The 25722-nt window shown below is 55.8% G+C and carries 23 protein-coding genes; 14 read left to right on the top strand and 9 right to left on the bottom strand.

The features are described from left to right. Positions 1-86 precede the first annotated feature (86 nt). Positions 87-1421, top strand: a complete 1335-nt coding sequence (locus ACRZ91_RS06120; protein ID WP_480903308.1) for an 8-oxoguanine deaminase — start codon at positions 87-89, stop codon at positions 1419-1421. 65 nt (positions 1422-1486) lie between these two features. Here ACRZ91_RS06120 and guaD read toward each other — a convergent pair whose 3' ends face one another. Continuing rightward, entirely contained in the window at positions 1487-2776 is a 1290-nt protein-coding gene (gene guaD, locus ACRZ91_RS06115) for a guanine deaminase (protein ID WP_480903305.1), read from the bottom strand. A 139-nt stretch (positions 2777-2915) separates the two neighbouring features. Between guaD and mgtE the strand changes: the two genes are divergently transcribed. Further along, the gene (gene mgtE / locus ACRZ91_RS06110) at positions 2916-4310 is read left to right on the top strand and encodes a magnesium transporter (RefSeq protein ID WP_170472559.1); all 1395 of its coding nucleotides are present in this window, start codon (positions 2916-2918) and stop codon (positions 4308-4310) included. Continuing rightward, positions 4307-4879 (top strand): 5-formyltetrahydrofolate cyclo-ligase, encoded by a 573-nt coding sequence (locus ACRZ91_RS06105; protein ID WP_480903303.1) that lies wholly within the window; start codon positions 4307-4309, stop codon positions 4877-4879. The genes mgtE and ACRZ91_RS06105 overlap by 4 nt, the downstream gene beginning before the upstream one ends. Here ACRZ91_RS06105 and ACRZ91_RS06100 read toward each other — a convergent pair. Then, a complete protein-coding gene (locus ACRZ91_RS06100; RefSeq protein WP_480903301.1) occupies positions 4876-5103 on the bottom strand; it encodes a putative hemolysin in 228 nt (75 codons plus the stop codon). The two genes, ACRZ91_RS06105 and ACRZ91_RS06100, sit on opposite strands and share 4 nt — an antisense overlap. An 87-nt stretch (positions 5104-5190) precedes the next feature. Between ACRZ91_RS06100 and ACRZ91_RS06095 the strand changes: the two genes are divergently transcribed. From ACRZ91_RS06095 to ACRZ91_RS06085, 3 genes are all read left to right on the top strand, one after another. Continuing rightward, positions 5191-6003: a TIGR00282 family metallophosphoesterase gene (locus ACRZ91_RS06095; protein ID WP_480903299.1), complete on the top strand. Its 813-nt coding sequence runs from the start codon at positions 5191-5193 to the stop codon at positions 6001-6003. A 91-nt stretch (positions 6004-6094) separates the two neighbouring features. Then, positions 6095-7873, top strand: coding sequence for an SLC13 family permease (locus ACRZ91_RS06090; RefSeq protein ID WP_480903297.1), 1779 nt, complete (start codon positions 6095-6097; stop codon positions 7871-7873). Positions 7874-7969: 96 nt separating this feature from the next. Beyond that, positions 7970-8716: a YbaY family lipoprotein gene (locus ACRZ91_RS06085; protein WP_170472544.1), complete on the top strand. Its 747-nt coding sequence runs from the start codon at positions 7970-7972 to the stop codon at positions 8714-8716. On the opposite strand, the gene ACRZ91_RS06080 is transcribed toward ACRZ91_RS06085, so the two are convergent. From ACRZ91_RS06080 to ACRZ91_RS06065, 4 genes are all read right to left on the bottom strand, one after another. After that, a complete protein-coding gene (locus tag ACRZ91_RS06080; RefSeq protein ID WP_480903295.1) occupies positions 8717-10378 on the bottom strand; it encodes an FAD-binding dehydrogenase in 1662 nt (553 codons plus the stop codon). It lies immediately after the preceding gene. 11 nt (positions 10379-10389) lie between these two features. Next, a complete protein-coding gene (locus ACRZ91_RS06075) occupies positions 10390-11247 on the bottom strand; it encodes a bile acid:sodium symporter family protein (RefSeq protein ID WP_010441919.1) in 858 nt (285 codons plus the stop codon). A 72-nt stretch (positions 11248-11319) separates the two neighbouring features. Further along, on the bottom strand, positions 11320-12054 hold the full coding sequence (locus ACRZ91_RS06070) for a glutamine amidotransferase (protein WP_480903292.1): 735 nt from the start codon (positions 12052-12054) through the stop codon (positions 11320-11322). A 16-nt stretch (positions 12055-12070) separates the two neighbouring features. Then, positions 12071-13843, bottom strand: a complete 1773-nt coding sequence (locus ACRZ91_RS06065; protein WP_480903290.1) for an SLC13 family permease — start codon at positions 13841-13843, stop codon at positions 12071-12073. A 111-nt stretch (positions 13844-13954) separates the two neighbouring features. On the opposite strand from ACRZ91_RS06065, the gene ACRZ91_RS06060 reads away from it, so the two are divergent. Together ACRZ91_RS06060 and ACRZ91_RS06055 are read left to right on the top strand one after the other, a co-directional pair. Beyond that, the gene (locus tag ACRZ91_RS06060) at positions 13955-14695 is read left to right on the top strand and encodes a YebC/PmpR family DNA-binding transcriptional regulator (protein WP_480903288.1); all 741 of its coding nucleotides are present in this window, start codon (positions 13955-13957) and stop codon (positions 14693-14695) included. Between the two features lie 170 nt (positions 14696-14865). Then, positions 14866-16140 carry a permease gene (locus ACRZ91_RS06055; RefSeq protein WP_170472532.1) on the top strand — a complete coding sequence of 425 codons (1275 nt, stop codon included), beginning with the start codon at positions 14866-14868 and terminating at the stop codon, positions 16138-16140. A gap of 2 nt (positions 16141-16142) precedes the next feature. Here ACRZ91_RS06055 and ACRZ91_RS06050 read toward each other — a convergent pair whose 3' ends face one another. Next, positions 16143-17030, bottom strand: coding sequence for a LysR family transcriptional regulator ArgP (locus ACRZ91_RS06050; RefSeq protein WP_480903286.1), 888 nt, complete (start codon positions 17028-17030; stop codon positions 16143-16145). Between the two features lie 84 nt (positions 17031-17114). Here ACRZ91_RS06050 and ACRZ91_RS06045 point away from each other — a divergent pair, with 84 nt between their 5' ends. From ACRZ91_RS06045 to ACRZ91_RS06020, 6 genes are all read left to right on the top strand, one after another. Then, complete coding sequence (locus tag ACRZ91_RS06045) at positions 17115-17714, top strand: LysE/ArgO family amino acid transporter (protein ID WP_480903284.1); 600 nt, start codon at positions 17115-17117, stop codon at positions 17712-17714. 40 nt (positions 17715-17754) lie between these two features. Next, positions 17755-18687: a DMT family transporter gene (locus ACRZ91_RS06040; RefSeq protein WP_480903282.1), complete on the top strand. Its 933-nt coding sequence runs from the start codon at positions 17755-17757 to the stop codon at positions 18685-18687. Between the two features lie 61 nt (positions 18688-18748). Then, on the top strand, positions 18749-19321 hold the full coding sequence (gene betI / locus ACRZ91_RS06035; protein ID WP_260022726.1) for a choline-binding transcriptional repressor BetI: 573 nt from the start codon (positions 18749-18751) through the stop codon (positions 19319-19321). After that, positions 19318-20826, top strand: a complete 1509-nt coding sequence (betC, locus tag ACRZ91_RS06030; RefSeq protein WP_480903280.1) for a choline-sulfatase — start codon at positions 19318-19320, stop codon at positions 20824-20826. The genes betI and betC overlap by 4 nt, the downstream gene beginning before the upstream one ends. Before the next feature lie 87 nt (positions 20827-20913). Then, positions 20914-22572, top strand: a complete 1659-nt coding sequence (betA, locus tag ACRZ91_RS06025; protein ID WP_480903278.1) for a choline dehydrogenase — start codon at positions 20914-20916, stop codon at positions 22570-22572. 121 nt (positions 22573-22693) lie between these two features. Next, positions 22694-22933, top strand: a complete 240-nt coding sequence (locus ACRZ91_RS06020) for an HP1242/YdcH family protein (protein WP_010441930.1) — start codon at positions 22694-22696, stop codon at positions 22931-22933. 72 nt (positions 22934-23005) lie between these two features. Here the strand turns inward: ACRZ91_RS06020 and ACRZ91_RS06015 are convergent, their stop codons facing one another. Both ACRZ91_RS06015 and ACRZ91_RS06010 read right to left on the bottom strand, forming a co-directional pair. Further along, positions 23006-24406 (bottom strand): helix-turn-helix transcriptional regulator, encoded by a 1401-nt coding sequence (locus ACRZ91_RS06015; RefSeq protein ID WP_170540926.1) that lies wholly within the window; start codon positions 24404-24406, stop codon positions 23006-23008. Between the two features lie 64 nt (positions 24407-24470). Further along, positions 24471-25676 (bottom strand): multidrug effflux MFS transporter, encoded by a 1206-nt coding sequence (locus tag ACRZ91_RS06010; RefSeq protein ID WP_170472518.1) that lies wholly within the window; start codon positions 25674-25676, stop codon positions 24471-24473. Positions 25677-25722 lie beyond the last annotated feature (46 nt).

Raw genomic sequence — 25722 nt, 5'->3', positions numbered from 1 at the left:
TAAACTGATCGCGGCTGGTTCTTACGCCCGTTTTCCACCAGCCCAATACTCCACGCATGAGACGGGCAGGATGCGGGAGTGCAAAAATGACAGAAATATTGATCCGGAATGCCGACATTATCGTGACGATGGACGATGATCGGCAAGAGCTTGTGGGCGCTGATCTGTTGGTTCGGGACGGAAAGATTGCCCAGATTGGCCATGGTTTGACCAGCCGGGGTGAAATACATGATGCCGCCGGATGTGTTGTTACCCCTGGTCTGGTGAACACCCATCATCATCTCTACCAAACCCTTACACGCGCGGTGCCCGGTGGGCAGGATGCGTTGCTATTTGGATGGTTGCGAACACTTTATCCCATCTGGTCCCGCTTTGGACCTGAAGAGATGTTTATCTCTGCTCAGATTGGTCTGGCAGAGTTGGCGCTGTCTGGCTGCACGCTCAGTTCTGATCACCTCTACCTCTATCCCAATGGTACGCTACTAGAAGATACGATCCATGCCGCGTCGGAATTGGGTCTGCGTTTTCAACCGACGCGCGGGGCAATGAGTATCGGCGAAAGTGATGGTGGGCTGCCGCCTGATGCTCTGGTCGAAACCGAGCAGGCCATTCTGGAGGACATGATCCGCGTGGTAGATGCCTATCACGATCCATCTGAGGGTTCGATGTGCCGCGTTGGCCTTGCGCCGTGTTCACCGTTCTCAGTCAGTCGGGACCTGATGCGCGATGCCGCGCTTCTCGCGCGCGATAAAGGCGTAATGCTACATACTCATCTGGCAGAAAACAATGAAGATATCGCCTATTCTGAAGAGCAGTTCGGTTGCCGCCCCGGCCAATACGCCGAGGAGTTGGGCTGGACCGGATCGGATGTCTGGCACGCCCATTGCGTCAAGTTGGATGGCTCCGAGATCGACCTATTTGCGCGTAGCCGAACTGGTGTTGCGCACTGCCCATGCTCCAATTGCCGCCTTGGCTCAGGTATTGCTCCAGTCCGTAAGATGCGCGACCAAGGCGTGCATGTCGGGCTGGGTGTGGACGGTTCAGCCAGCAATGACAGCGGCAATCTTATGGCCGAGGCGCGCCAGTCCATGCTTCTGCAACGGGTTGCAAATGGCGCTGACGCCATGTCAGCCCGCGAAGCGCTCGAGATTGCCACCCGTGGCGGGGCGGATGTGTTGAATCGGCCCGATTGCGGCAGGCTTATGCCCGGCAAACGCGCTGACATAGCCATTTGGGACGTACGCGGCATCGAAAGTGCGGGCAGTTGGGACCCCGCTGCGCTCCTTCTGGCCGGACCAACGCGTGTCAAACATCTGTTTGTCGAGGGACGCCAGGTTGTGCGCGACGGCCAGATCGTCACGATTGACCTGCCAAAGGCCATAGAAACTCAGAATCGTCTGGCAAGCGCGTTGGCAGAATAGCGGATGCGCTCTTCATCTGACTGAAAATATCCCCGCCGGAGGCATGGGCCACAGGCCCATTCCTATCAAGCAGAAACTGCTCGCCCGGCGATCCAGACCTCGGCAACAGCCCGATCATCCCCCATCATGATGGTCGGGAACACCGCTTCCCAAAGATCATCAGCATGTGCTTCGCGTTGGGCGATGGCCGGAGTCGAGGCAAGGTCCAATACCACCAGATCCGCCTCCATACCCACCGCAATATTGCCGATACGATCATCCATCCGCAAAGTTTGAGCTGATCCAACCGTTCCAAGCCAAAGCAATTGCGACGGGTGTAGCGGACGACCCCGCAGTTGACCAATTTCGTACGCTGCGGCCATTGTGCGCAGCATCGAAAAGCTGGAACCACCGCCTGTATCGGTGGCAAGACCAACCCGGTGCCCCTCGCGGATCAGGCCGTTCATGTCGAACAGACCAGAACCGATAAACGTATTGGACGTGGGGCAGTGGATCAGCGCTGCATCTACCTCGCGCAAGCGGTCACGTTCGCGATCCTCCAGATGGATCACGTGACCGTAGAGACCGTTTCCACCCAACAATCCAAACTGTTCATATGTATCCAAATAGTCGCGCGCCTCAGGGAACAGAGAGCGCACCCACTCAATTTCGTCGGTTTGTTCGCTGAGATGTGTTTGCATCAGGCATTCGGGATGCTCCGCCCACAGCGCGCCCATCGCCTCTAACTGATCTGGTGTCGATGTCGGCGAAAAACGCGGCGTAATGGCGTAGGATATGCGATCAACCCCGTGCCACTTTTCAAGCAGTGACTTGGACTGGTCATACCCGGTTTGTGCGGTGTCACGCAGCCCCTCGGGTGCATTTCGATCCATGCAGGTTTTGCCGGCGACAACCCGTTGACCTCGCGCAATTGCTGCCGAGAAAAACGCATCAACACTCTCTGGATGAATAGTGCAAAAGCTGCACATTGTCGTCGTACCGTGTGCTGCCGTCAAATCGAGGTATCTACTTGCAATTTCAGCGGCATAGACAGGATCGTCGAACTTCATCTCTTCCGGGAACGTGTAGCTGTTGAGCCAGTCGATCAGCCGCTTGCCCCAACTCGCAATCATTGCGGTTTGCGGATAGTGAACGTGCGGATCCACAAAGCCCGCCGAAATAAGCTTGTCGCCATAATCCTTAACTTTGGCCTCGGGGTGCGCGACAGAAAGATCGGACGCGGATCCCAATGCTGCAATGCGACCATCTTCTATCAATACGGCTTCGTGTAGTTCGGTCGCGTCTGTGGGTTCGCCTTCGAACGGTGATCCGTTGAAGCTGAGCACGCGTCCCTTCAAAAGCGTCTTTTGCGCCATCTGCTGTGTTCTCCGCCTGTTTGGGGCCGCTATCCAGCATAGGGATGCAAAAGATGTGGGTAAATTGGACCATTGTCATTGTTTTCCGGTAGCTGCTTCTTCTATCTAGGGTCAATCGGCAGGAAAAAAGGGGCAGCGCATGACGACAGGCAGTGACGAAGCCAGACCCGATCAGCCCCAGGACGAGGACGCCTATGCGCTCGACCCGCGAACCGTCGAAGCCATCCTCTATGCGGTGGAGGTCGAGGATCGCGCCAAGCTGATCGAGCTTATGGAGCCGCTACATGCGGCTGATATTGCCGACCTTCTGGAACAGATCAGCCCCTTTGACCGGGCGGGCCTGATCCGGTTGTACGATAAGGAATTTGACGGGGATATTCTTTCAGAACTGGATGAATCTGTCCGGGAAGAAGTGATCGATGTTCTGAAACCGGATGTCTTGGCCGAAGCTGTTCGGGACATGGAAAGCGACGATGTCGTTGATCTGCTCGAGGATCTCGAAGAGCCGCAACAAGAGACGATCCTTGATGCGCTTGAAGACTCTGAACGAGTCGCCGCTGAGCAGGCGTTGTCCTACCCTGAAAATTCCGCCGGTCGTCTTATGCAGCGTGAAGTCGTCATGGCGCCCGAGCACTGGACGGTGGGGCAGGCCATTGATTTCATGCGGGCCAATGATGATCTGCCAGAACAGTTCTATCATGTCGTCCTTGTTGACCCGCGGCTGAAGCCCGTTGCGCAGGTTACACTGGGAAAGCTGATGGCGACCCGGCGAGAGGTGCCCTTGCATGACCTCGCCGAGGAAGAATTCCACACCATCCCTGTCGATCAGGACGAAGAGGATGTGGCCTATGCGTTCAACCAATACCATCTGATCTCGGCCCCGGTTGTGGATACGGATGGGCGGTTGGTTGGCGTCATTACCATTGATGACGCGATGGTGGTGTTGGATGAAGAATATGAAGAAGACATGATGCGTCTTGCGGGTGTCTCGGACGAAAGTTCTTTGTCCGATAGTGTAGCGGCAACCAGTAAACGGCGCTTGCCATGGCTCGGTGTCAATCTGATCACCGCGATTTGTGGTTCGCTGGTCATTTCGCAGTTTGAGGCCGCAATCGATCAGCTTGTTGCACTCGCAATCCTGATGCCGATTGTTGCCTCAATGGGAGGCAACGCTGGAACTCAATCACTGACAGTGGCTGTACGCGCGCTGGCGACACGTGACCTGACGAGTTCGAATGTGTGGCGCGTGATCCGCCGCGAATTACTGGTTGGGATGCTCAACGGATTATGCTTTGCCATCGTGTTGGGAACCGTTGGGATGATGTGGTTTGATTCTCCGTTGCTGGGTGTCGTGATTGGATCGGCGCTGGTCGTGAACATGATCATCGCGGGCTTTGCAGGTACGGTAGTACCGGTGGTGCTGGATCGTCTGGGGATCGACCCTGCGCTGGCATCGGGAACCTTTGTGACAACGACGACGGACGTGATGGGGTTCTTCATATTTCTGGGGCTTGCCAGCATGGTGCTACTGTGACCGACACAACCGATCTGACTGAAATCAAAGCCGCTGCCCGAAAGGCGGCCTTTGCGCGCCGAAAGGCGGCGTTTGACACGCGCCTACCGGGTGCTGCAGGACGTTTGTCCGAGGTTTTGGCCGGGCACCGAGGTGTTCCCATCTCAGGATACATGCCCATCCGAACCGAGATCGACCCGTTGCCGGCAATGGCCGAAGCAGTCGCTTACGGGGCCGTCGGCGTACCCGTCATTCAGGCCGCCGGGAAGCCGCTGCGATTTTCGCGTTGGACTCCGGAAGGCGCGCTGAAAGACGGACCATTTGGTGCGAAGGTACCCGAGATCGACGATTATTTTGATCCTGAAATCCTGATTGTGCCGCTGGTTGCGTTTGATGCTCAGGGTGGTCGTCTGGGATATGGTGGTGGATTCTATGATCGCACGCTAGAGGGGTTGCGCGATAAGCGCCCGACATTGGCGATCGGGTTTGCCTTCGATGCGCAAGAGGCAGAAGAGCTGCCGCTTGAGCCGACGGACCAACCTCTGGATATGGTTATCACAGAAAGCCGCGTGCTGACGTTTTCGGCCTAGCCCGTGTGCTCAGCACGGAAATAGTCCCAGGCATCCTGTTTGGTTCCGTCTGGCAGGGTGCAGATCCCGGTTTGGCCGCCGTCGCCATCCTGAATATTGTACGTGCCGCCCCGTTCGATGCAAAACGTCGCCGCCGGGTTTGCCAGTTCGGTTGATTGCCCGGCTGGCTGATCGCACGCGGCGAGGGGGGCTAATAGGGTAACGATGATAAAATGGCGGGTCATAAGTTTCTCCTAACCAATATTATTTGCGGTTTATGGTGACACTTTAATCACTTGTGCTTGTGTTGCACCACACTTAGGACGGGTGGCATGAGGATATTATTTCTTGGCGACGTCATGGGGCGCTCGGGTCGCGCCGCCGTTCAACAGCACCTGCCGCGTTTGCGTGAGGAGTGGCGGTTGGATTTCGTCGTGGTTAACGGCGAGAATGCTTCCAATGGCATGGGGCTCAGTGGTGATCACGCCAAGCTGCTTTTGGACGCCGGTGCCGATTGCATCACTTTGGGCGACCATGCGTTCGATCAGAAAGACATGTTGCAGTTCATCGAGAAAGAGCCTCGCATTGTGCGCCCGGTGAACTATGCCAAAGGGGCGCCGGGGCGAGGTCATCGGCTGTTCACGGCGCCGGGTGGACGCAAGGTGCTGGTGGTGCAGGTACTGGGGCAAGTATTTATGAAGCGCCCCTTCGATGATCCGTTCTCAGCTATCGAACCGATACTGAAATCGCACCCACGCGGTGGGCAGGCGCAGGCGATTATCGTCGATATGCATTGCGAGGCGACGTCTGAAAAGATGGCGATGGGCCACTATTGCGACAAGCGCGCCAGCCTTGTGGTGGGCACGCACACCCATGTGCCGACGGCGGATGCGCAGATTTTGACTGGCGGGACAGGATACCTGACCGATGCCGGAATGTGCGGCGACTATGACTCGGTCATTGGTATGGACAAACAAGAACCTATGCGTCGTTTCATCACCGGGATGCCCAAAGCCCGGTTCACACCCGCCAATGGCGAGGCAACGCTGAGCGGTGTGTATGTCGAAACCGATGATCGCGACGGAAGCGCAAAATCTGTGCAGATGGTGCGCGTTGGTGGGCGTTTGCAGCAGGCAGGCCCCTAAGTCACATGTCAGGCTTGCCCTGTGGCATGCAATGCGTGAAACTGGCTGATAGGCGCGTATGCCAGATCAGGTTTCGGACAGAATACCAAGAATGCAATTCCTTCAACTGACAGAAACGGGTAGCGCAATTCTGGCGCTGATGATTGTTGCAGGGATGTTCATCATGTTCCTGCGCGAGGTCTATCCGACCGAAGTTGTCGCCATTGGCGGCGTGGCCCTGATGCTTGCAACGGGTATACTGCCCTATCAAAGCGCGCTTGCGGTACTGTCTAACCCTGCGCCATGGACCATCGGTGCCATGTTCATCATCATGGGGGCTTTGGTGCGAACAGGGGCGCTTGATGCGTTCACATCCGTGGCGCAAAAGCAGGCGCAGGTTAATCCGCGTATAGCCATCGGTTTGTTGATGGGATTTGTCGTCATCGCGTCTGCAGTGGTGTCGAACACACCTGTTGTCGTCGTGATGATCCCGGTCTTTATTCAAATCGCTCGCACACTGAACGTTTCGGCGTCCAAACTGTTGATTCCGCTTAGCTATGCGGCAATTCTTGGGGGAACGTTGACCCTGATCGGCACCTCTACCAACCTTCTGGTTGATGGCGTCGCGCGTGCGCAGGGCATGACGGCCTTCACGATATTTGAGGTCACCCCACTGGGCATAGCTCTGGTAATTTACGGCATGGTTTATCTGCGCTTCATCGTGCCGCATTTGTTGCCAGAGCGCGACAGCATGGCCGAAATGCTGAGTGACCGATCCAAGATGAAGTTCTTTACCGAGGCGGTCATCCCACCTGACAGCAATCTGATCGACCGCGAAGTGACCGGCGTGCAGCTGTTCAAGCGTCCCGGTGTACGCCTGATCGACGTAATCCGGGGCGATGACTCGTTGCGCAGAAACCTCAAGGGAGTGTCGCTGAAAGTGGGCGACCGGGTAGTATTGCGCACTGAAATGACCGAATTGCTGAGCCTGCAAAGCAATAAGGAACTCAAACGCGTGGACCAGGTCTCGGCAGTTGAAACCAAGACGGTTGAAGTTCTGATTACGCCAGGTTGCCGTATGGTTGGGCGAACCTTGGGTGCGATGCGTTTGCGTCGTCGGTACGGTGTCTACGTTTTGGCTGTGCATCGCCGGAACCAGAATATCGGGCGCCAGTTGGATGCTCTGACTGTGCGCGTGGGGGATACACTGCTGCTTGAAGGCTCACCCGGTGATATTCAAAGGCTGGCGGCAGATATGGACATGGTTGATGTGACACAGCCCTCGGCACGTGCCTTCCGTCGCGGTCACGCACCCATTGCCATTGGATCATTGGTGGGAATCGTTGCGTTGGCAGCGCTGGGCGTCGCTCCAATTCTGCTTTTGTCTATACTGGCCGTTGCAGTGGTCCTGCTGACCCGCTGTATCGATGCGGATGAGGCGTTTTCCTTTGTCGAAGGCAGATTGCTGGCGCTGATTTTCTCAATGCTCGCAATCGGCGCGGCGCTCGACAAATCTGGCGCTGTGACGCTGATTGTCGAGGCGATCGCACCCGCGCTGGGCATGTTGCCGCCCTTCCTTATCATATGGGCTGTGTATTTGCTGACCTCGGTATTGACCGAATTGGTTTCAAACAATGCAGTTGCAGTGGTGGTGACTCCGATCGCCATCTCGTTGGCGCAGGCAGTTGGCATCGATCCGCGCCCATTGGTCGTTGCGGTGATGGTGGCGGCGTCGGCTTCGTTTGCGACGCCCATCGGTTATCAGACCAACATGATGGTGTACGGGCCGGGCGGGTACAGGTTCACCGATTTTCTAAAGGTTGGTGTGCCGTTAAACCTGACGGTTGGTTTGTTGGCCTCACTCTTGATCCCGTTCATCTGGCCACTTTGAGGCAGGCACAGTTTCGCCGACTTGAATGTGTTGCCCTTGTAAATGGCAATCCAGCCACAATCTTTTTCTCAAAGACGAATGAGAGAGGATAGGATCATGCCTTTTCCAAAACTCGGACAGGCCATTGTGGCCGGAGCAGTTGTATTGGCTTTGCTGGGCAGCCAAAGCCACGCCGGATCGGTGACAGGCACAGCGACATATCGTGAACGGATCGCTCTGCCACCGGATGCAACACTGTATGTCGAATTACAGGATATCTCGCGGGCGGACGCAGCTGCTGTGACACTGGCAGCGCAGCGCTACGCTCTGAACGGCGTGCCATCAGAATTTGAGTTGTCGTTTGATGATGCGCTGATCCGCGAAGGAATGACCTATGCGGTCCGGGGTGCAATCTATCGTGGAGAGGAGCTGCTGTTTACGACCGATACGATTCACCCGGTGTTGACCAACGGAGAAGGCAATTCCGCAGACCTGATACTGGTGCAGGCGCACGATCAGAGCGCCGCGACACTGGAAGGGACTGAATGGGTGGCCATCGGAATAGATGGAGAGGTGTTGGACGCAAAGCGCCCGCCACAGCTTTCATTTGCTCAGGGCGGAGCGTTCGGCGGTACCGGCGGTTGTAATCGGTTTACCGGACAAGCCGAAATCATCGGCAACAGCATAGAATTTCCTGAGAATATGGCTGCCACTTTGATGGCGTGCCCACCAGAAATGGAAGAGATTGAAGATCAATTTCTTGCCGCTTTGCAAAGTGTAACCACTTATGCGGTTGCCGGTGACAGTTTGGTTATGCTCGACGTCGCAGGCGAACCTGTTCTGAAGTTTGTGCGCAACCAGTAATCAGGCCACGGCGCGGGACCGTCCCGCATTGCGGCCCGAGAAGATGCAACCGCCCAGAAACGTGCCCTCCAGCGCGTTGTATCCGTGGTAACCGCCACCGCCAAAGCCTGCGACCTCTCCGGCTGCAAACAGGCCGGGGACGACTTGGCCGTCTGCGCCAATCATCTGACTGTCGAGATTGGTCTGCAACCCACCAAGCGTTTTGCGGGTCAGAACATGCAATTTAACTGCAATCAAAGGGCCATTTGACGGATCGAGGAATTTGTGTGGCTTGGCGGTGCGGATCAACCTATCGCCCCGGTAATTGCGCGCGGCATGGATCGCCATCATCTGAGCGTCTTTCGAGAATGGGTTGTCGATCTGAGAATCCCGCGCCTCGATTTGCCTGCGCAAATACGCTTCGTCAATCAGTCCGCCGCCCAGTTGGTTCATGCCACTGACCAATTCCGTCAGCGTGTTGGCAACAACGAAATCCTCACCCTTTTCCTTGAAAGCCTCGACCGGGCCAGTTGCCTTTGAGCCGGATAAAATGCGCTGTTGAATAACCTCTTTCCAGCTACCCGAAGTGAAGTCCGGGTTCTGCTCGGACCCGGAGAGGGCAAATTCCTTCTTGATCACTTTCTGGGTCAGAACGAACCAACTGTACTCATAACCCGTCTTCAAGATTTCGCGCAGCGTGCCCAGCGTATCGAAGCCCGGCAGACAAGGGGGTTGCAGACGATTGCCGCACGCGTCAAACCACATCGAGCTTGGACCGGGCAGGATGCGAATACCGTGCGCGGGCCAGATCGGATCCCAATTGCGTACGCCTTCCGTATAGTGCCACATTCGATCACCGTTGATCACATGGCCGCCTGCTTTCTCGCTGATCGGGATCATCCGGCCATCGACATGAAAGGGCACGCCAGCGATCATGTCTTTGGGTGGTTCACCCAATCGGTTTGTGGGCCAGTTTTTTCGCACCATTTCGAAGTTCCCACCGATCCCGCCGGAGGTGACGATGACCGCAGGCGCGTAGACTTCGAACTCGCCCACTTCGTCCCGATTGGTCTTGCCACCCCTCTGGACACTATCATCGGCTAGAACCTCTCCGGATACGCCCTTGGCTGTGCCATTTTGCATAATGATATGGCTGACTTGGTGGCGGAACTTCAACTGGATTAAACCAGCACTGACATGATCCTGCACGCGCCTAATAAAATGCTCCAACACTCCCGGGCCCGTGCCCCACGTGATATGAAAGCGCGGGACTGAGTTGCCATGACCATTGGCGTATGACCCACCGCGTTCGGCCCATCCCACGACCGGAAACCAGCGCAACCCCATGTCATATAACCAAGGACGCATTTCACCTGCTGCAAACTCGACATAGGCATCCGCCCACTTGCGGGGCCAATTGTCCTCATCACGGTCGAACTGAGCGCTGCCCATCCAGTCGCGCAGTGCCAGATCGTAGCTGTCGCGAATACCCATGCGACGCTGTTCCGGGGTGTCGACCATGAACAGACCGCCAAGGCTCCAAAACGCCTGCCCGCCAAGGAAGTGTTCCGGCTCCTGATCTACAATGATCACACGCTTACCGCGATCCCCCAACTCTGCGGCGGCAGCCAGACCGGCAAGCCCGCCGCCGACGACAATCGCGTCTGCTGTATTATCAGCCATCTGATCTCCTTTCAGCGGTTGCGGAACCAAAGGATAAAGGGGGTCACGACCACATACATCGTAATACCATAAACTGCGGCCGGAACGGCAAGCGGGCTGAAGCCCGTTGTGGTGCCTGTGATCAGTGCCGCCAACGTAATTCCCATCGCCGAATTCTGTATGCCTGTTTCGACCGAAATGGTTTTCGCCTCTTCCCATGTCAGCTTGGCGATCCGCGCCAGCCCAAGCCCAATTAGTAGCAGTGCGATATTCAGCGCGATCAACGCGGCCCCGATCGAGCTGAGGTTCTCAATGAAGAACTGCCAGTTTCCGGCCAGCGCTGCCAGAACGATCAGCACAAACAGGATCGAGGCAAGCGTGGACAAAGGGTTATCGATCCGAACCGCGAACTCTTTGGCAAAGTGGCGAATACTAACGCCTATCGCGACAGGCAACGTTGTGATCAGGAACAATGCGGTAGCAAGGGCGCCAATCGATACTTCCGGGGCTGTCTCACCCATGAAGTAATCGATGGACCACGCGGCCAGAATTGGAACTGTCACAATCGACAACAGGCTGATCACAGCCGTCAGGCTGACTGATAGCGCAACGTCGCCTTTGGCAAACTTTGCAAGGATGTTGCTGGTAACGCCGCCGGGGCAAAAGCTTAGAAGCATCACGCCAACGGCAATCTCAGCGGGTAGCCCGAACATCGTGACGGTTGTGAAAGCAGCCAGTGGTATCAACACAACCTGACTGATCGCACCGATGGCGAATGGGTATCCGCGGGTAAGAACTCGGCGAAAATCAGCGGCCTCAAGCCCGATCCCGAGCGACAGCATGATAATGGCCAGCGAAAGCGGCAGGCCAACATTTATGAGCAGGTCCAAGAACAACTCCTCCCAAAGTCATTCGGGCCAGCCTATGCGAGGGGGTGTTAATCAGGCAATAACGCCGTTGGGTCACCCGTAGCGTTCGGCGAACCGTCGCAGGATTTCCCCGGGTTGTGTAACGTCCGCCGCGTGGCAGATATCGATCAGGCGTTGTGCATCTTCCGGCGGGAAATACCCGTGATCTTTGTAGATGTTAATCCGCTGTTCAAAGTCCTTGGCATCCGCTTCGGGGTGAAACTGAGTGGCATAGACATTTTGTCCCCAGCGGATCATCTGGATCGGGCAGGGGGCCGAGGCGACCAGATGCACGCAGCCTTCTGGCAGGGATTGCACGGCCTCTTTATGACCGACAAAGGCTTCAAACTGCGGAACTAGGCCAGCGGTCAGAGGATCCTGCGCGCCATCTTCGGTCAGTTCGCAATCCGATGGTCCAACCGGTTCGCCAAATTGCCGTTTGCTGACATCACCTCCCAGATGCGCCGCGAGAATTCCCAGGCCATAGCAGCAGCCCATGAACGGGTGGTCCTGTGCTGTGATCTGCGGCATCAGCCCCATGATCGCGCCCTCGATCTTGGCATCCAAAGTAGATTTTCCGGCCGGATTGTCGCTGACGCAACCCGGGCCTCCACCAACGATCACACCGGCGTAGTCGGTAACGTCCAGCCCTGCGGGCAAGTCTTCGCAATCCAGCCGGATGCGGTGGGTTTGCGAAGGTTCAAGGCCGGATTTGTCCAGTATTGAGGCGTACTCAGCATCCGAAGCATCGGTTTCCGGGCGCAGTTGCAAGATCAGAAAGCGTTTCATGCGCTGCCTTTACCCGTCAAAGCGGCCAGAACACAAGGATCGAGGGTATTGATACGGCGATGATCAATATCTCTAGCGGTAGGCCCATGCGCCAATAGTCCCCGAAATGATAGCCTCCGGGACCCAGCACCAGCGTGTTGTTCTTATGACCAATCGGTGTGAGGAATGCTGCCGAGGCTGCCACGGCCACTGTCATCAGGAATGGATCGGGCGATACCTCAAGCGTGCGCGCCATCTGTATCCCGACGGGGGCTGCAACAATTGCGGTGGCCGTGTTGTTTAGTACGTCCGACAGGGTCATGGTGACAACCATCAGCACAGTCAGGATCGCCCAGGCAGGCAGACCGTTTGTCAACTGGATTAGTGCGTTCGCTATCAGTTCTGTGCCGCCGGATGTTTCCAATGCGCTTCCCAGCGGGATCATCGAACCCAGCAATACCACCACCGGCCACTCAATCTGATTGTAGATATCCGCAATCGGCATGATCTTGGTAAGCACATAGGCCACAACGACCAGACCCAAAGCGATGGGAAGATAGATCAGCCCGATGCTAGCGGCCAGAACGGCTGTTGCGAACAGGCCGATGGCGAGCCACGCTTTGTCGTTGGCAGTGACGTTCAAGCCGCGTGCTGCCAAGGGCAAACAGCCGAGCCACTCGGTCACGTCCGCGCCCCGGTCACGCGGGCAGAGCAGAAGCAGGATGTCACCCGCCTCAACCTCGGTCTTCCGGACTTGTTCCGTGATGCGACGGCCCTGACGAGAAATCCCCATCAGCACTGTGCTCTGTCGCCAGGCCAACCCCAGCGCTTGCGCGGTGCGTCCAGTGATGCGGGCGCTTTCGGGGGCAACGACCTCGATCACCTCAAGCCCGTCACCCTCGGCAGTCAACACCTCTTGCCGCCTTGTGTCTGAAAAATCGAGATTAAGCGCAGCGCGGAATTCGTCCAACGCTTCGGGTCGGGCTTCAAGCACAAGCGCGTCACCTTCCCGCAAAGTGGTGTGGGTGGACCTGCCATAGCGCCGCTTGCCATCCCGGATCAGGCCGATGATGGCGACGTCGGATTTCTCAGCCGCCTCATAAAGCTCGCTAACGCGTTTGCCGATATGGGGTGACTCGGGCGGGACGGTCAGTTCGGCGATGTACTCGGCCAGAACTTCCGATGCTTCTTCCTGGACGCCACGATTGGGGATCAGTCGCCAACCGACCAAGGCCACAAAGGCCAGACCGGCGATGGCTGCGATCCCGCCAACCGGGGCAAAGTCGAACATCCGAAATGGCTCGCCCAGAGTTTCGGCGCGGATTGAGGCGATAATGATATTGGGCGGTGTGCCGATGAGCGTGGCCATGCCTCCAAGAATGGTGGCAAAGCTTAGCGGCATCAGGCTAAGACCCACCGAACGCCCCGCCTTGCGAGCGGTTTGGATGTCGACTGGCATCAGCAACGCCAGCGCGGCAACGTTGTTCATAAAAGCGGACAGAACCGCGCCGATCCCGCCCATCAGCGCGATATGCGCGCCCAGACTGCGCGAGGCATCAACCAGTGTCCGTGTAATCAGGAACACCGCGCCCGACCGAACCAGACCCGCAGAGACTACAAGAACCAGTGCTACGATAATTGTTGCTGGATGGCCAAACCCGGCGAAGGCGTTCTCGACCGGGACAACGCCCAGCGTCACTGCAATCATAAGGGCAGTGAACGCGACGAGGTCATATCGAAACCGCCCCCAAAGCAGCATTCCAAATACGGCAATGAAAAGGGAAAAAAGAATAATCTGATCTGTCGTCATATCGCCACCATAGCCAAGGGCGAAGGCAGGACAAGCCGCTCTCTTGATCCTGCCCCCCGCAAACGTCTATATGAGCGCCGAACACGCAATCACGAATGACGAGGACGCACCATGGCAGGCCATTCCAAATGGGCCAATATCCAGCACCGCAAGGGACGTCAGGACGCCGCGCGGTCCAAACTGTTTTCCAAACTTTCGAAAGAGATCACCGTCGCCGCCAAGATGGGCGACCCCGATCCCGACAAGAACCCGCGTCTGCGTCTGGCGGTAAAAGAGGCCAAGTCGAACTCGGTTCCCAAGGACGTGATCGACCGGGCCATCAAGAAATCCGTTGCGGGCGAAGGGGATGAATACGAAGAAATCCGGTACGAGGGCTATGGCCCAAATGGTGTGGCCGTGATCGTCGAGACGATGACGGACAATCGCAACCGCACCGCATCGACCGTGCGTTCGACGTTTTCGAAGAATGGCGGCAATCTGGGTGAAACCGGCTCGGTTGGGTTCATGTTTGATCGCAAGGGTGAAGTTATCTATCAATCAGATGCTGGCGATGCGGATACGATCTTTGAAGCCGCGATCGAGGCCGGAGCCGAGGATGTCGAAAGCTCGGAAGATGGTCACATCATCTGGTGCGCTGATACCGATCTGAACGATGTATCGAATGCGCTAGAGACCGCGCTGGGCGAATCCGAATCCACCAAGCTGGTCTGGAAACCCACAACCACGACTGAATTGGGTCTGGAAGATATGCAGAAGCTGATGAAATTGGTGGATGCATTGGAAGACGATGACGACGTCCAGCGGGTTACGACCAATTTTGAGGCGACAGACGAGGTCATGGCCCAGCTCTGATGCGTCGGGCAATCGTTGGTTAATTGGAACCCGGCCTTTGGCCGGGTTTTTCTGTTGCAGGGCTACGCCTAACAGAAACTTTGGTCCCTAAGGTCCTTGCATTTATGATCAGATCAATGAGGCTGAAAAATCTGAATAATTAACCATAGGCGCACTACGCAGACCAAGAAATGGCGACGAACACGACCGATCCTGCCCGAAGAAATGTGCCGGTCATAGCTGGCCAGAGCATCCTGTCACAGGTTGCGTGGACTCTGGGCAGCCCCTCTGTTGTTTTGCCCTTTCTTGCGATCTCGTTAGAGCTGCCGATGTTCCTTGCGGCGGCGTTGGTTTCTATCCGCATGTCGGGCAGTATGATCTCTGACCTCGTTCTGGCGCGTCCTATCGCAGCGCAGGTTCGCAAGAAACGCGGTATCGCTCTGACCGAAATAGGATTGGGCGGCTGCCTTTTGATGGCCTTGGCCATCGCGGCAACCGGCAGCGTTACACTGACCGCTATCGCCTTTGTTGCGGCGTTTTTCCTGATCGGACTGATTGAAGAGAGCCAATCCTTGATGTTGTCCGATCTGTTCGGTGATCATCTGAAATCGAAATCTCGCATGATCATCCGATATCTCCAATTGGGTGCCGGTGGTCTTTGCGCGATCGGATTGGTGTTATTGATCCACGAGATCACAAAAGAATATCCGCCATTTTCGCGACATTCTGCTGTAATCGCAGCATCGGTTTCGTTCTTCCTGTTTTCTGCGCTGTGCATTCTCGGAATGGCAGAGAGTGCCCCCGAAAAACCTGAAGATGGAAACATCAAGATTTCCGGCCGTCAATCGCTGCGGAGTATTATTTCCGGCATCGTTGAAATGTTCGAATACCCTTGGTTCCGTCGTTATATGGCGATGCGGCTTCCTTTGGTTGTTGTATCGCTGTCGGTCCCGTTCTTTGCGCTTATCGCTGCAGAGGCACACCATACTTCTGCAAAGGGGCTGACGGCCATGATCATTTCGTCCGCATCCGGGTATCTGGTTTCGGCGCCGTTGTGGCAGTTGGTGAACATGAAGTCTCACCGCGCGGTGATGGTCTCGGGCAACCTGATGGTCGCAGCAACCGGGATCGTTCTGCTGGCCTTCCACTATGCCCACATTGACCACGAAGTTCATCTGCACGCGATTGCATTGTTTGTCGTCTCGGTCGCAACAACCGGAATATCAAGCGCGCGGAAGCTCTATTTTCTGGACATTGCCCCCAAAGAACAACGTATTCAGGGCGCTGCAGCCATCAAGTCTATGTGTCGGTTGACGGCCGTTGCATTATCGGCTGCTTTGGCCGCAGTTGCCCATATGCATGAGGTTGCATCTGCTATTGTGTTCATCGTGCTTGTCAGTATTTGGGCAGCGTTCTCCTGTTACCGTATTGCGCAGCCGCAACAGAAGGCGGATACGCAGGCATAAGGTCAGCCTGTTATGATGAGTGCTTGGGCTGCAACACGACGAACTGCCTTGGTCAACGGTGCAAGGGCAGGGGCAAGCACCCGCCCGATCTGCCAGGTCAGTTCCACATCCAATGGCGTGTCGGGAATAACCTCGCGGAGTTGACCTTTTACAATTGCAGGGCGTGCAAGGCTTTCAGGGTTCATCCCCCAGCCCAAGCCTGCAATCGCTGCCTCAACAAAGCCGTTTGTAGAAGGCATAAATTGCGTCGGTGGCGCAAGCCGACGTCCTATCTGTTTAGTGATCCAGGTTTTCTGCAAATTGTCTTTGCGATTGAAAGTCAGGCAAGGTGCCAGCGACAACGATTCAGCCGATACGCCATCGCTGAACCAGCGGTCCATGAACGCGGGGCTGGCGGTTGGCAGATAGCGCAACGCGCCCAGCGCAAATGAATCGCATCCTGTGACGGCTTGTCCACCGACAGTAATCGCTGCGCTGACCTCGCCGCGCCTCAGCCATTCGGCCGAGTGATCCTGATCGTCAATCACCAGATCGAACAATAAATCGCCAGCCTGCGCCATCGCGTCGATAAACCATGTCGCCAGAATGTCGGCAGGAAGTGCAATCCGCACGCGGGCAGGGCCTTCGCGCTCATCCAAGGTCAGCTCTCGTGCGAGCTTTGCTTCAAGCAGGCCAATATCTTCGGCATGACGCGCAATCCGCAAGCCAGCAGGTGTTCCGATGCAAGGGGAACCGCGATGTATCAGAGCGGCTCCAACACGATCTTCCAAAGCCTTGATGCGTTGAGAGATTGCGGAGGGGGTCACAGACAATTCCGCTGCTGCCGCGTCAAAGCTTCCATGGCGCAATATTGCAGACAGCGCTGAAAGATGATGCGGGTCCAGGAGCATTAGATTTTCTTAATTTAGGTTACAAACATTAATTTGATAGGGCCTCGGGATGGCTATAGTCAACGGCCAACAACAGGAGGTCGCATGTTCCCATCAATGATCGCAGGATTTGCCCTTAGCTTCAGCCTTATCTTGGCGATTGGCGCTCAGAACGCTTTTGTTCTGCGTCAAGGGCTACGACGCGAGCATGTCTTTCCTCTCTGCCTGACCTGCGCGGTTTCGGATGCAATTCTGATTGCGGCTGGGGTAGCAGGATTTGGCACGCTGGCGCAGGCCGCGCCATGGTTTGAAACGGTAATGCGCTATGGAGGCGCGATCTTTCTGACATGGTATGCTTTGCGCAGTTTCCAGTCCGCCTGGCGGGGTGGCGCAATGTTGGACACCGATGCAGGGCAGCGTACCAGTTTGCGCGCGGCTATGCTGACCGTATTGGCCTTCACATGGCTTAACCCTCATGTGTATCTGGATACGGTGGTATTGATCGGATCGATTTCTGCCCAATACGATGACCGAATGGGGTTTGCTACTGGTGCAGTATCCTCTAGCTTCGTATTCTTCTTCTCACTGGGATATGGTGCGCGCATTCTCTCACCGATCTTTGCGCGCCCGCGTGCATGGCAAATACTCGACGTAATGATCGGCATCGTGATGCTGGGTATTGCGATGAAACTTGTTATCATGTGAAGGGTTGTTCCCGAATAGAAAACGGTGTTCAACCGTCGGTATGACTTCACCAAACGATCAGCAGCGCCCGCTTGTCGGCATGTTCTGGATGCTTTCGGCAGGTCTGTCTTTTGTGGGCATGAATGCTCTGGTGAAAGTGCTCGGGACCAGTATGGATCCAATTCAGGCCGCATTTTTGCGGTATGTTTTTGGGCTGGTTTTTCTTATTCCCGCATGGCGTGCGCTGATTGGAACGCCGCTGTCCACTCGTAACTTGACCCTGTTTGGATTGCGAGGGGTGGTTCATGCCATAGCCGTCATGCTCTGGTTCTACGCCATGACACGCATTCCGCTGGCCGAAGTAACGGCAATGAATTACATGACGCCGATCTATGTTACTCTGGGTGCCGCGCTTTTCCTGGGAGAGCGGCTCGCTGTTCGTCGAATCGCAGCAATCGGTGTTGCGATTGTTGGGGTTGTAATCGTACTGAGACCCGGATTTCGCGAGGTATCGCCAGGACATCTGGCGATGTTGGGTACGGCCTTGGCACTTGGAGGTTCTTATCTACTGGCTAAAGTTATGGTGCGTGATATTCGGCCATCGGCAGTAGTTGCGCATCTTTCTATCTGGGTCACGATTGCCTTGATCCCTTTTGCAATCGCCGTATGGCAGCCACCTTCCATGCGTGATTTGGGCATTCTGCTTGTCGTTGCCAGCTTTGCCACGGCCGGGCACTATTTCATGACGCTCGCGTTGCAAGCTGCTCCGGTAGCCGTGACACAGCCCGTGACATTCCTGCAGTTGATTTGGGCGACGTTGCTTGGCACATTGGTTTTCCATGAGAGTGTCGACATATGGGTTGTTGTCGGAGGCTCTCTGATCCTGTCAGCCGTCAGTTTCATCACGTGGCGCGAGGCGATACTTAGTAAGGGCAAAGCTACGCCTCCGACCCCGCTCCAGGGTTCAGAAACACCCGCTCAGAGTCGTTATTGATTGACGAGTCAATATAAAGCGCTTAGCTTCTCTTACACTCAAGCAGGGTAGAGAGGCGAAGATGCCAAAACTCGGAATGGAGCCGATCCGGCGGGATGCGATCGTAAAGGCGACGATTGCCGAACTTGGCGTACAAAAATCCCTCGATGTGACCGTCAGCCAGATTGCCAAGCGTGCGGGAATGTCCAGCGCATTGGCCCATCATTATTTCGGTGGGAAAGAGCAGATATTCCTTGCTGCTATGCGTCGTATACTGTCGGATTTCGGGGCAGAAGCGCGCACTCAACTTGGTACAGCCAAGCCTGAAGAACGCGCGCAGGCCATCATCCGCGCCTGTTTTGCACCATCCTGTTTCACGCCGGACGTGATTGCAGCATGGATGACCTTTTATGTTCTGGCGCAAACCAACGATGATGCGCTTAGACTTTGGCAAATCTATCAGGCCCGGATCCGCTCGAATCTCATCCATGCGCTACGCCCGCTACTGCGCGATCCGACCGAAGCCGCCGAAGATATGATCGCTCTGATCGATGGGTTGTACATCCACGCTGCTTTGAACGCGCCGCAAGAGCCGCAGTTGGCCGTGAACCATGCGCTGCGGGTTATGAAAGTTTTCCTAGAGGCCGAAAAATGACAAAACCGAATATTCTGATCCTAATGGTGGATCAGCTCAACGGGACCCTCTTTCCCGACGGTCCCGCGGAATGGTTGCATGCGCCAAACCTGAAAAAACTGGCGGCAAAATCAACGCGTTTCGCGAATACATACACAGCGTCGCCACTGTGCGCGCCGGGGCGGGCCAGCTTTATGTCTGGCCAGTTACCCTCGCGGACAGGCGTCTATGATAATGCGGCTGAATTCCGCAGCGATATTCCAACCTATGCGCACCATCTTCGCCGCGCTGGGTATTACACTTGTCTATCAGGTAAGATGCACTTTGTTGGTCCCGACCAGTTGCACGGGTTTGAGGATCGCCTAACCACCGACATTTACCCAGCCGATTTTGGCTGGACGCCGGATTATCGTAAACCCGGTGAGCGTATCGACTGGTGGTATCACAATATGGGATCAGTCACCGGGGCAGGCGTTGCCGAAATATCCAACCAGATGGAATATGACGACGAGGTTGCCTATAACGCCAAAGCCAAATTGTATGATCTGGCGCGTGGGAAAGATGAACGCCCTTGGTGTGTAACCGTCAGCTTCACGCACCCACACGATCCGTACGTGGCGCGTCGTAAATATTGGGATCTGTATGAGGATTGTGAACATCTTGAGCCACGGATCTCGGATTTGGGCTATGACAATCAGGACCCGCATTCCAAGCGTATTTTTGATGCAAATGACTGGCGCAGTTTCGACATAAAGGCCGATGATATCCGCAAATCCCGCCGCGCTTATTTCGCCAACATCTCTTATCTGGACGACAAGATCGGCGAGATATTGGAAGTGCTGGAATCCACGCGGCAAGAGGCCATCATCCTCTTTGTCTCGGACCATGGCGACATGTTGGGCGAGCGTGGATTGTGGTTCAAAATGACTTTCTTCGAGGGGTCCTCGCGAGTGCCCTTGATGATTTCGTCGCCCGATCTTCCCACTGGCCGGATCGATACACCGGTATCAACGATCGATGTCACGCCAACACTTGGGGCGCTTGCCGGAGTTGGCATGGCAGAAATTGCTCCATGGACAGATGGCGAAGACCTGGTGCCTTTGGCGAAGGGCAATGAACGAACAGCTCCCGTCGCGATGGAATACGCGGCAGAGGCCTCCTACGCGCCTTTGGTTTCGCTTCGGTATGGAAAGTGGAAGTACAATCGCTGCGCATTGGACCCGGACCAGCTTTTTGATCTTGAAGAGGACCCTCACGAGCTGAAAAACCTGGCGAGCCAACCCGAGCACGCGGGCACCCTGCAGTCCTTACGCGCCAAATCCGAGGCGCGTTGGGACCTTGAGCGATTTGATTCCGATGTAAGGGCCAGTCAGGCCCGTCGGTGGGTAGTTTACGAAGCGCTGCGGCAAGGCGGTTATTACCCGTGGGATTACCAGCCGCTGCAGAAAGCATCCGAACGCTACATGCGCAATCACATGGATCTAAACGACGTTGAAGAAAGCCAACGCTTCCCGCGGGGCGAATAACGTTCACTTTTTCAAAATACTTCCGCCAGAGGTGATTAAGATTTTTCGCCGAAAAATCTTAGCCTGCGTGGAAATGGAGACACGAATATGGAAGCAGATTTTGTCATCGTTGGCGCTGGGTCCGCCGGTTGTGCGATGGCGTATCGACTAAGTGAGGCCGGTGCCTCGGTTCTGGTGATCGAACATGGCGGCACCGATGCGGGCCCATTCATCCAGATGCCAGCCGCTCTCAGCTATCCGATGAACATGTCGCGCTATGACTGGGGCTATAAATCCGAGCCCGAGCATTATTTGAACAATCGCCGCCTTGTTTGCCCGCGCGGCAAGGTGATTGGCGGGTCTTCGTCGATCAATGGAATGGTCTATGTGCGTGGTCACGCACGGGATTTCGACACCTGGGCGGATATGGGTGCGGATGGTTGGTCCTATGCGGATGTGCTGCCTTACTACAAACGCATGGAGACCTGGCATGATGGTGGCCATGGTGGCGATCATGCATGGCGCGGGACTGACGGGCCATTGCATGTGTCGCGCGGACCCCGTGAAAACCCGCTGTTCAAAGCCTTTGTCGATGCGGGGCAGCAGGCGGGATATGAGGTCACCGGAGATTACAACGGTGAAAAACAAGAAGGCTTTGGGCCGATGGAGCAAACCGTCTGGAAAGGACGGCGTTGGTCGGCGGCAAATGCGTATCTGAAGCCTGCTTTGAAACGCGAAAATTGTGACATTGTTCGGGGTCTCGCCGCACGCGTGGTCATCAATGACGGCCGCGCCACTGGCGTCGAATTGATCCGTGGCGGCAAGAAAGAAATTATTGCGGCAAGGCGTGAGGTCATATTGGCCGCGTCATCTATCAATTCTCCCAAGTTGCTGATGCTGTCGGGGATCGGTTCGGCGGCGCATTTGAACGAACATGGAATCGAAGTGGTCGCGGATCGACCTGGTGTTGGCGCCAATTTGCAGGACCATCTTGAGCTATACATCCAGCAAGCCTCGCTGCAGCCGATCACGCTCTACAAACATTGGAACCTTATCAGCAAAGGTTTGATCGGGGCGCAGTGGCTGTTCACAAAAACCGGCCTAGGCGCGTCGAACCAGTTCGAGAGTGCGGCGTTCATTCGCTCGAAACCTGGTGTCGAATATCCCGACATTCAGTACCATTTCCTCCCTATCGCGGTGCGTTATGACGGTCAGGCAGCGGCTGAGGGGCACGGTTTCCAAGCGCATGTGGGACCAATGCGTTCGCCGTCTCGGGGGGCTGTCACACTGCGCTCGGTACGGGTTGAGGATGCCCCAGTGATCCGTTTCAACTACATGAGCCATGATAAGGACTGGGAGGATTTTCGGTCCTGCATACGTCTGACGCGCGAAATCTTCGGGCAGGATGCTTTCAAGCCGTTTGCCGGCAAGGAGATTCAGCCGGGCAAAGACGTACAGACGGATGAGCAGCTTGACGCATTCATCGCTGAGCACGCGGAAAGCGCCTATCATCCCTGTGGAACCTGCCGAATGGGGCGCGCGGATGACAAGACTGCAGTTGTTGACCCGCATGGTCGTGTGATTGGGGTGGACGGGCTGCGCGTCGCGGATAGTTCGATTTTCCCTCAGATTACCAACGGAAACCTGAATGCGCCTTCGATTATGGTAGGGGAAAAAATGTCGGATCACCTGCTGGACAAGGAGCCATTGGCCAAAGCAAATGACGCGCCTTGGATCAGCCCGAGATGGGCCACGGCGCAACGTTGATCCGGTTCCACCAATTGAAGTATTACGCAAAGAATTCTCAAGGAATTTGATTGGCGTCAAAGCGGTGTGAGACAACCATGTTTATCTCTCCGTTGTAACGCAACATTGAGGAGTTTACAGGATGTCGCACACCCCGCATGAACTGGCTGAAGAGTTTCCCGATAAGATCGACACCATAAGCCAGCTCAAGCAAACGGACGCCCATTTTGCGAGGCTTGCGGATGAATATCATGAGGTCAATCGCGTAGTGCATCGAGCTGAAACCAATGTTGAGCCAATGGAAGAGTTGGCCGAGGTTGAGTTGCGCAAGAAACGAGCTGTGCTCAAGGATCAAATCTGGGCGATTCTGTCGAAAAGCTGACGAACAGGCGGGGGCTTTGCCCCCGTCGCGGCAAGCCGCGACTCCTCCTGAGTATTTCAGGCCAGATGAAGATCAGGTGACTTCGTATGGAAGGATACTGCGGATATCGGAGTTGATGGTCAGGCGGCGTTCGAGTGGCGGTACTGAACGCTGATGACAGGTCTGGCGTTCGCATATGCGACAGGAGATGCCGATCGGTTCGTAGGCACCGGCATTGTTAATATCGAGATTGTCGGCGTAAACCAATGCTTCAGCATGGCGTACTTCACACCCCAATGCGATGGCATAGCGACGAACAGGCGCGCCGAAGGAGCCGCCGGATTTCGATACATCGCGCGCCAGTGAGATATATCGTACACCGTCTGGTGTTTCTGCCAGCTGCTGCAGAAAGTGGCCCGGAGTTTCAAAGGCACGGTGAACGTTCCACAAGGGGCAGGCCCCGCCGAATCGTGCGAACTGAAGCCGAGTGGCCGAATGGCGTTTTGTGATCGTTCCTGCCTGATCGACCCGGACAAAGAAGAACGGAATGCCTTTGGCCCCCGGTCGCTGCAAAGTGGAAAGACGGTGCGCGACCTGTTCGATGGATGCCCCGAACCGATTGCTGAGCAATTCCAGATCGTGACGATAGTCCTGCGCAGCACTTAAGAACAGACCATATGGCATCAGGGACGCCCCGGCGAAGTAGTTTGCGAGGCCAATCTTGGCAATCGCACGGGCCTCTTCACTTTGGAAGCGCGCGAAGTCGAGCGTCGCCTCAAGCAGTTTGTCCTGACTGATCAGCGCGACCTGCAGCAAAAGCTGGAAGACTTGTGTCTGCGGAGCTGCGCGTGAAGAGAGGCGCAGTGTCTTATCATCCGCGTTGTAGCTACGTAGGGTCTCGGTATCGGTGAAGGTGACGTGGATTCCTCGTTCGGTCAGGCTGTTGATCGCTGCCTGACGAATGCCACCGAATTCATCAGCGCGACTGGCGAACCGTTCGGCTGCCCGGTCAACGGCGTCAATGTAATTGTCGCAATAGTGAAAGAAATCACGCACTTCTTCCCAAGGGCTGGCTTGAATGCGGGCGTCTTCCCGACCTAATGCTTCGTCCAAAGAAGCCAGACGTTCATGAGTTTGGCGATAGCTTCGATGCAATTCAATAAATGCGCGGGCCAGCGCAGGGGCATTCGATGCGGTCAGCCGCAGGTCAGCCAATGGGGGCATGGTGTCAGCAAAAACCGGATCGGCAAGCGCCTCGCGCATGTCCGAGACCAGGCGCTCACTATCGCCCGTGCTAAGCTCGGTCACGTCCATGCCGAACTCTTGCGCCAGCGCCAATACAACTGTCGTTGAAATCGGACGGTTGTTGTTCTCCATCTGGTTTAAATATGGCAGAGAAACGCCTAGTTTTGTTGCAAACTCCTTTTGGGTCAGAGATAACCGGGTCCGCATCTCACGCAGTTTTGCACCCGCATAGAGTTTTTGAGTAGCCATGTTGGTTCTTTGCAACTTAACTGATTGCTCAAGTTAACTTTGCAAACCTATTGGCGCAAGCCCTCTAAAGCCCCAATTGCTTCTCGCGCCAGATTACGCTGCTGATAGCGCAAATCGCCAGAATAGACGTCCCCAGCATCAGCCAGAGCAATGGCATTGCACCTGTCTCGCGTGTCAGCAATGCGCCCGCCCACGCGCTGAGGGCAGCGCCGCCGCCGAGCATGATCGCTCCGCTGAGGCCTGATGCGGTGGCTGCCAGATGAGGCCGGACAGACAATGACCCGGCTGTCGCATTGGGTATCGACATGCCGTTGCCAAGCCCAACAAAGGTCATCAGGCCAAAGAAACTGAGCGCGGTGCCAATGCCCGCTAAAAATAGGGAAGCGGAAATGGCTACGCCGATAGCGTTCAGCCAGCAACCCCAGAGGACCATTCGGTTGACGCCAAAGCGTACGGAATAACGACCACTGATAAAGTTTCCGAAGAAGTAGCCAAGTGCGGGCGCGCCAAAATATATGCCAACTTCTGCTGCTGTCATGCCGAACACTTCGGTTCCGATGAAAGGTGCTCCACCGAGATATGCGAAGAACGCCCCAGACGAAAACGCAGAAGAAAGCGAGTAGCCCCAGAATCGGGGGGAGGCCAAAAGCTCGGGATATTCGCGGAATTGTTGTACCAAGGTTTTGCCGCTGGCAGCGGCGGTTTCACCAAAATCTCGGTAGGTGAGCAACAGGGCCAGTGCGCCCAACGCAAAGGGCAGCCAGAAATTCGCTTTCCAGCCGAACGCCTCTTCAAGCAGACCGCCAACTGCAGGTCCGATCATTGGGACGACGGCCATGCCCATTGTGACATACCCAAGCATCGATGCAGCTTTGTCCTGAGTGTACATATCTCGCACCGCTGCACGGCTAAGAACTATGCCAACGACGATCACGGCCTGACTCATGCGGAATGCCAGAAAGACTTCGATCGTTGGTGCGTAGATGCAGCCCAGAGTCGCCAGCAGGAACAATGCGAGTCCCCATAGAAGAACGGGCCGGCGCCCCGCCTTGTCGGCGATGGGGCCGATTATGATCTGTAAGACCGCGTTGACCAAAAGATACAATGCGATCGATAGCTGCATCAGCTTGTAGTCTGCCTCAAAGTAGACGGCCATGAAGGGGAGACTGGGTAGGAACAAGTTCATGCTTAGCGCTGACAGGCCCGACAACAATATTAGCGTTGTAAGGGTCGGGGGTGTCCGGCTGATGGATGTTGAACTGAACTGCATGGTTCACACTTAGAACTTAGTTTGGGGGAATGCCAAGAGCGGGTTT

Source organism: Ruegeria sp. O11 (assembly GCF_056535285.1).
Note: the sequence above shows the minus strand (reverse complement) of the source record. Positions and strands in the feature narration are given on the sequence as shown.

Coding starts and splice junctions, on each gene's coding strand:
- ACRZ91_RS06020 (WP_010441930.1), top strand. CDS start 22,694: ATGTCGCACACCCCGCATGAACTGGCTGAAGAGTTTCCCGATAAGATC.
- ACRZ91_RS06040 (WP_480903282.1), top strand. CDS start 17,755: ATGACTTCACCAAACGATCAGCAGCGCCCGCTTGTCGGCATGTTCTGG.
- ACRZ91_RS06010 (WP_170472518.1), bottom strand. CDS start 25,676: ATGCAGTTCAGTTCAACATCCATCAGCCGGACACCCCCGACCCTTACA.
- ACRZ91_RS06095 (WP_480903299.1), top strand. CDS start 5,191: ATGAGGATATTATTTCTTGGCGACGTCATGGGGCGCTCGGGTCGCGCC.
- guaD (WP_480903305.1), bottom strand. CDS start 2,776: ATGGCGCAAAAGACGCTTTTGAAGGGACGCGTGCTCAGCTTCAACGGA.
- ACRZ91_RS06120 (WP_480903308.1), top strand. CDS start 87: ATGACAGAAATATTGATCCGGAATGCCGACATTATCGTGACGATGGAC.
- ACRZ91_RS06045 (WP_480903284.1), top strand. CDS start 17,115: ATGTTCCCATCAATGATCGCAGGATTTGCCCTTAGCTTCAGCCTTATC.
- ACRZ91_RS06090 (WP_480903297.1), top strand. CDS start 6,095: ATGCAATTCCTTCAACTGACAGAAACGGGTAGCGCAATTCTGGCGCTG.
- ACRZ91_RS06050 (WP_480903286.1), bottom strand. CDS start 17,030: ATGCTCCTGGACCCGCATCATCTTTCAGCGCTGTCTGCAATATTGCGC.
- ACRZ91_RS06070 (WP_480903292.1), bottom strand. CDS start 12,054: ATGAAACGCTTTCTGATCTTGCAACTGCGCCCGGAAACCGATGCTTCG.
- ACRZ91_RS06100 (WP_480903301.1), bottom strand. CDS start 5,103: ATGACCCGCCATTTTATCATCGTTACCCTATTAGCCCCCCTCGCCGCG.
- mgtE (WP_170472559.1), top strand. CDS start 2,916: ATGACGACAGGCAGTGACGAAGCCAGACCCGATCAGCCCCAGGACGAG.
- ACRZ91_RS06080 (WP_480903295.1), bottom strand. CDS start 10,378: ATGGCTGATAATACAGCAGACGCGATTGTCGTCGGCGGCGGGCTTGCC.
- betC (WP_480903280.1), top strand. CDS start 19,318: ATGACAAAACCGAATATTCTGATCCTAATGGTGGATCAGCTCAACGGG.
- ACRZ91_RS06060 (WP_480903288.1), top strand. CDS start 13,955: ATGGCAGGCCATTCCAAATGGGCCAATATCCAGCACCGCAAGGGACGT.
- ACRZ91_RS06085 (WP_170472544.1), top strand. CDS start 7,970: ATGCCTTTTCCAAAACTCGGACAGGCCATTGTGGCCGGAGCAGTTGTA.
- ACRZ91_RS06015 (WP_170540926.1), bottom strand. CDS start 24,406: ATGGCTACTCAAAAACTCTATGCGGGTGCAAAACTGCGTGAGATGCGG.
- betI (WP_260022726.1), top strand. CDS start 18,749: ATGCCAAAACTCGGAATGGAGCCGATCCGGCGGGATGCGATCGTAAAG.
- ACRZ91_RS06055 (WP_170472532.1), top strand. CDS start 14,866: ATGGCGACGAACACGACCGATCCTGCCCGAAGAAATGTGCCGGTCATA.
- ACRZ91_RS06065 (WP_480903290.1), bottom strand. CDS start 13,843: ATGACGACAGATCAGATTATTCTTTTTTCCCTTTTCATTGCCGTATTT.
- betA (WP_480903278.1), top strand. CDS start 20,914: ATGGAAGCAGATTTTGTCATCGTTGGCGCTGGGTCCGCCGGTTGTGCG.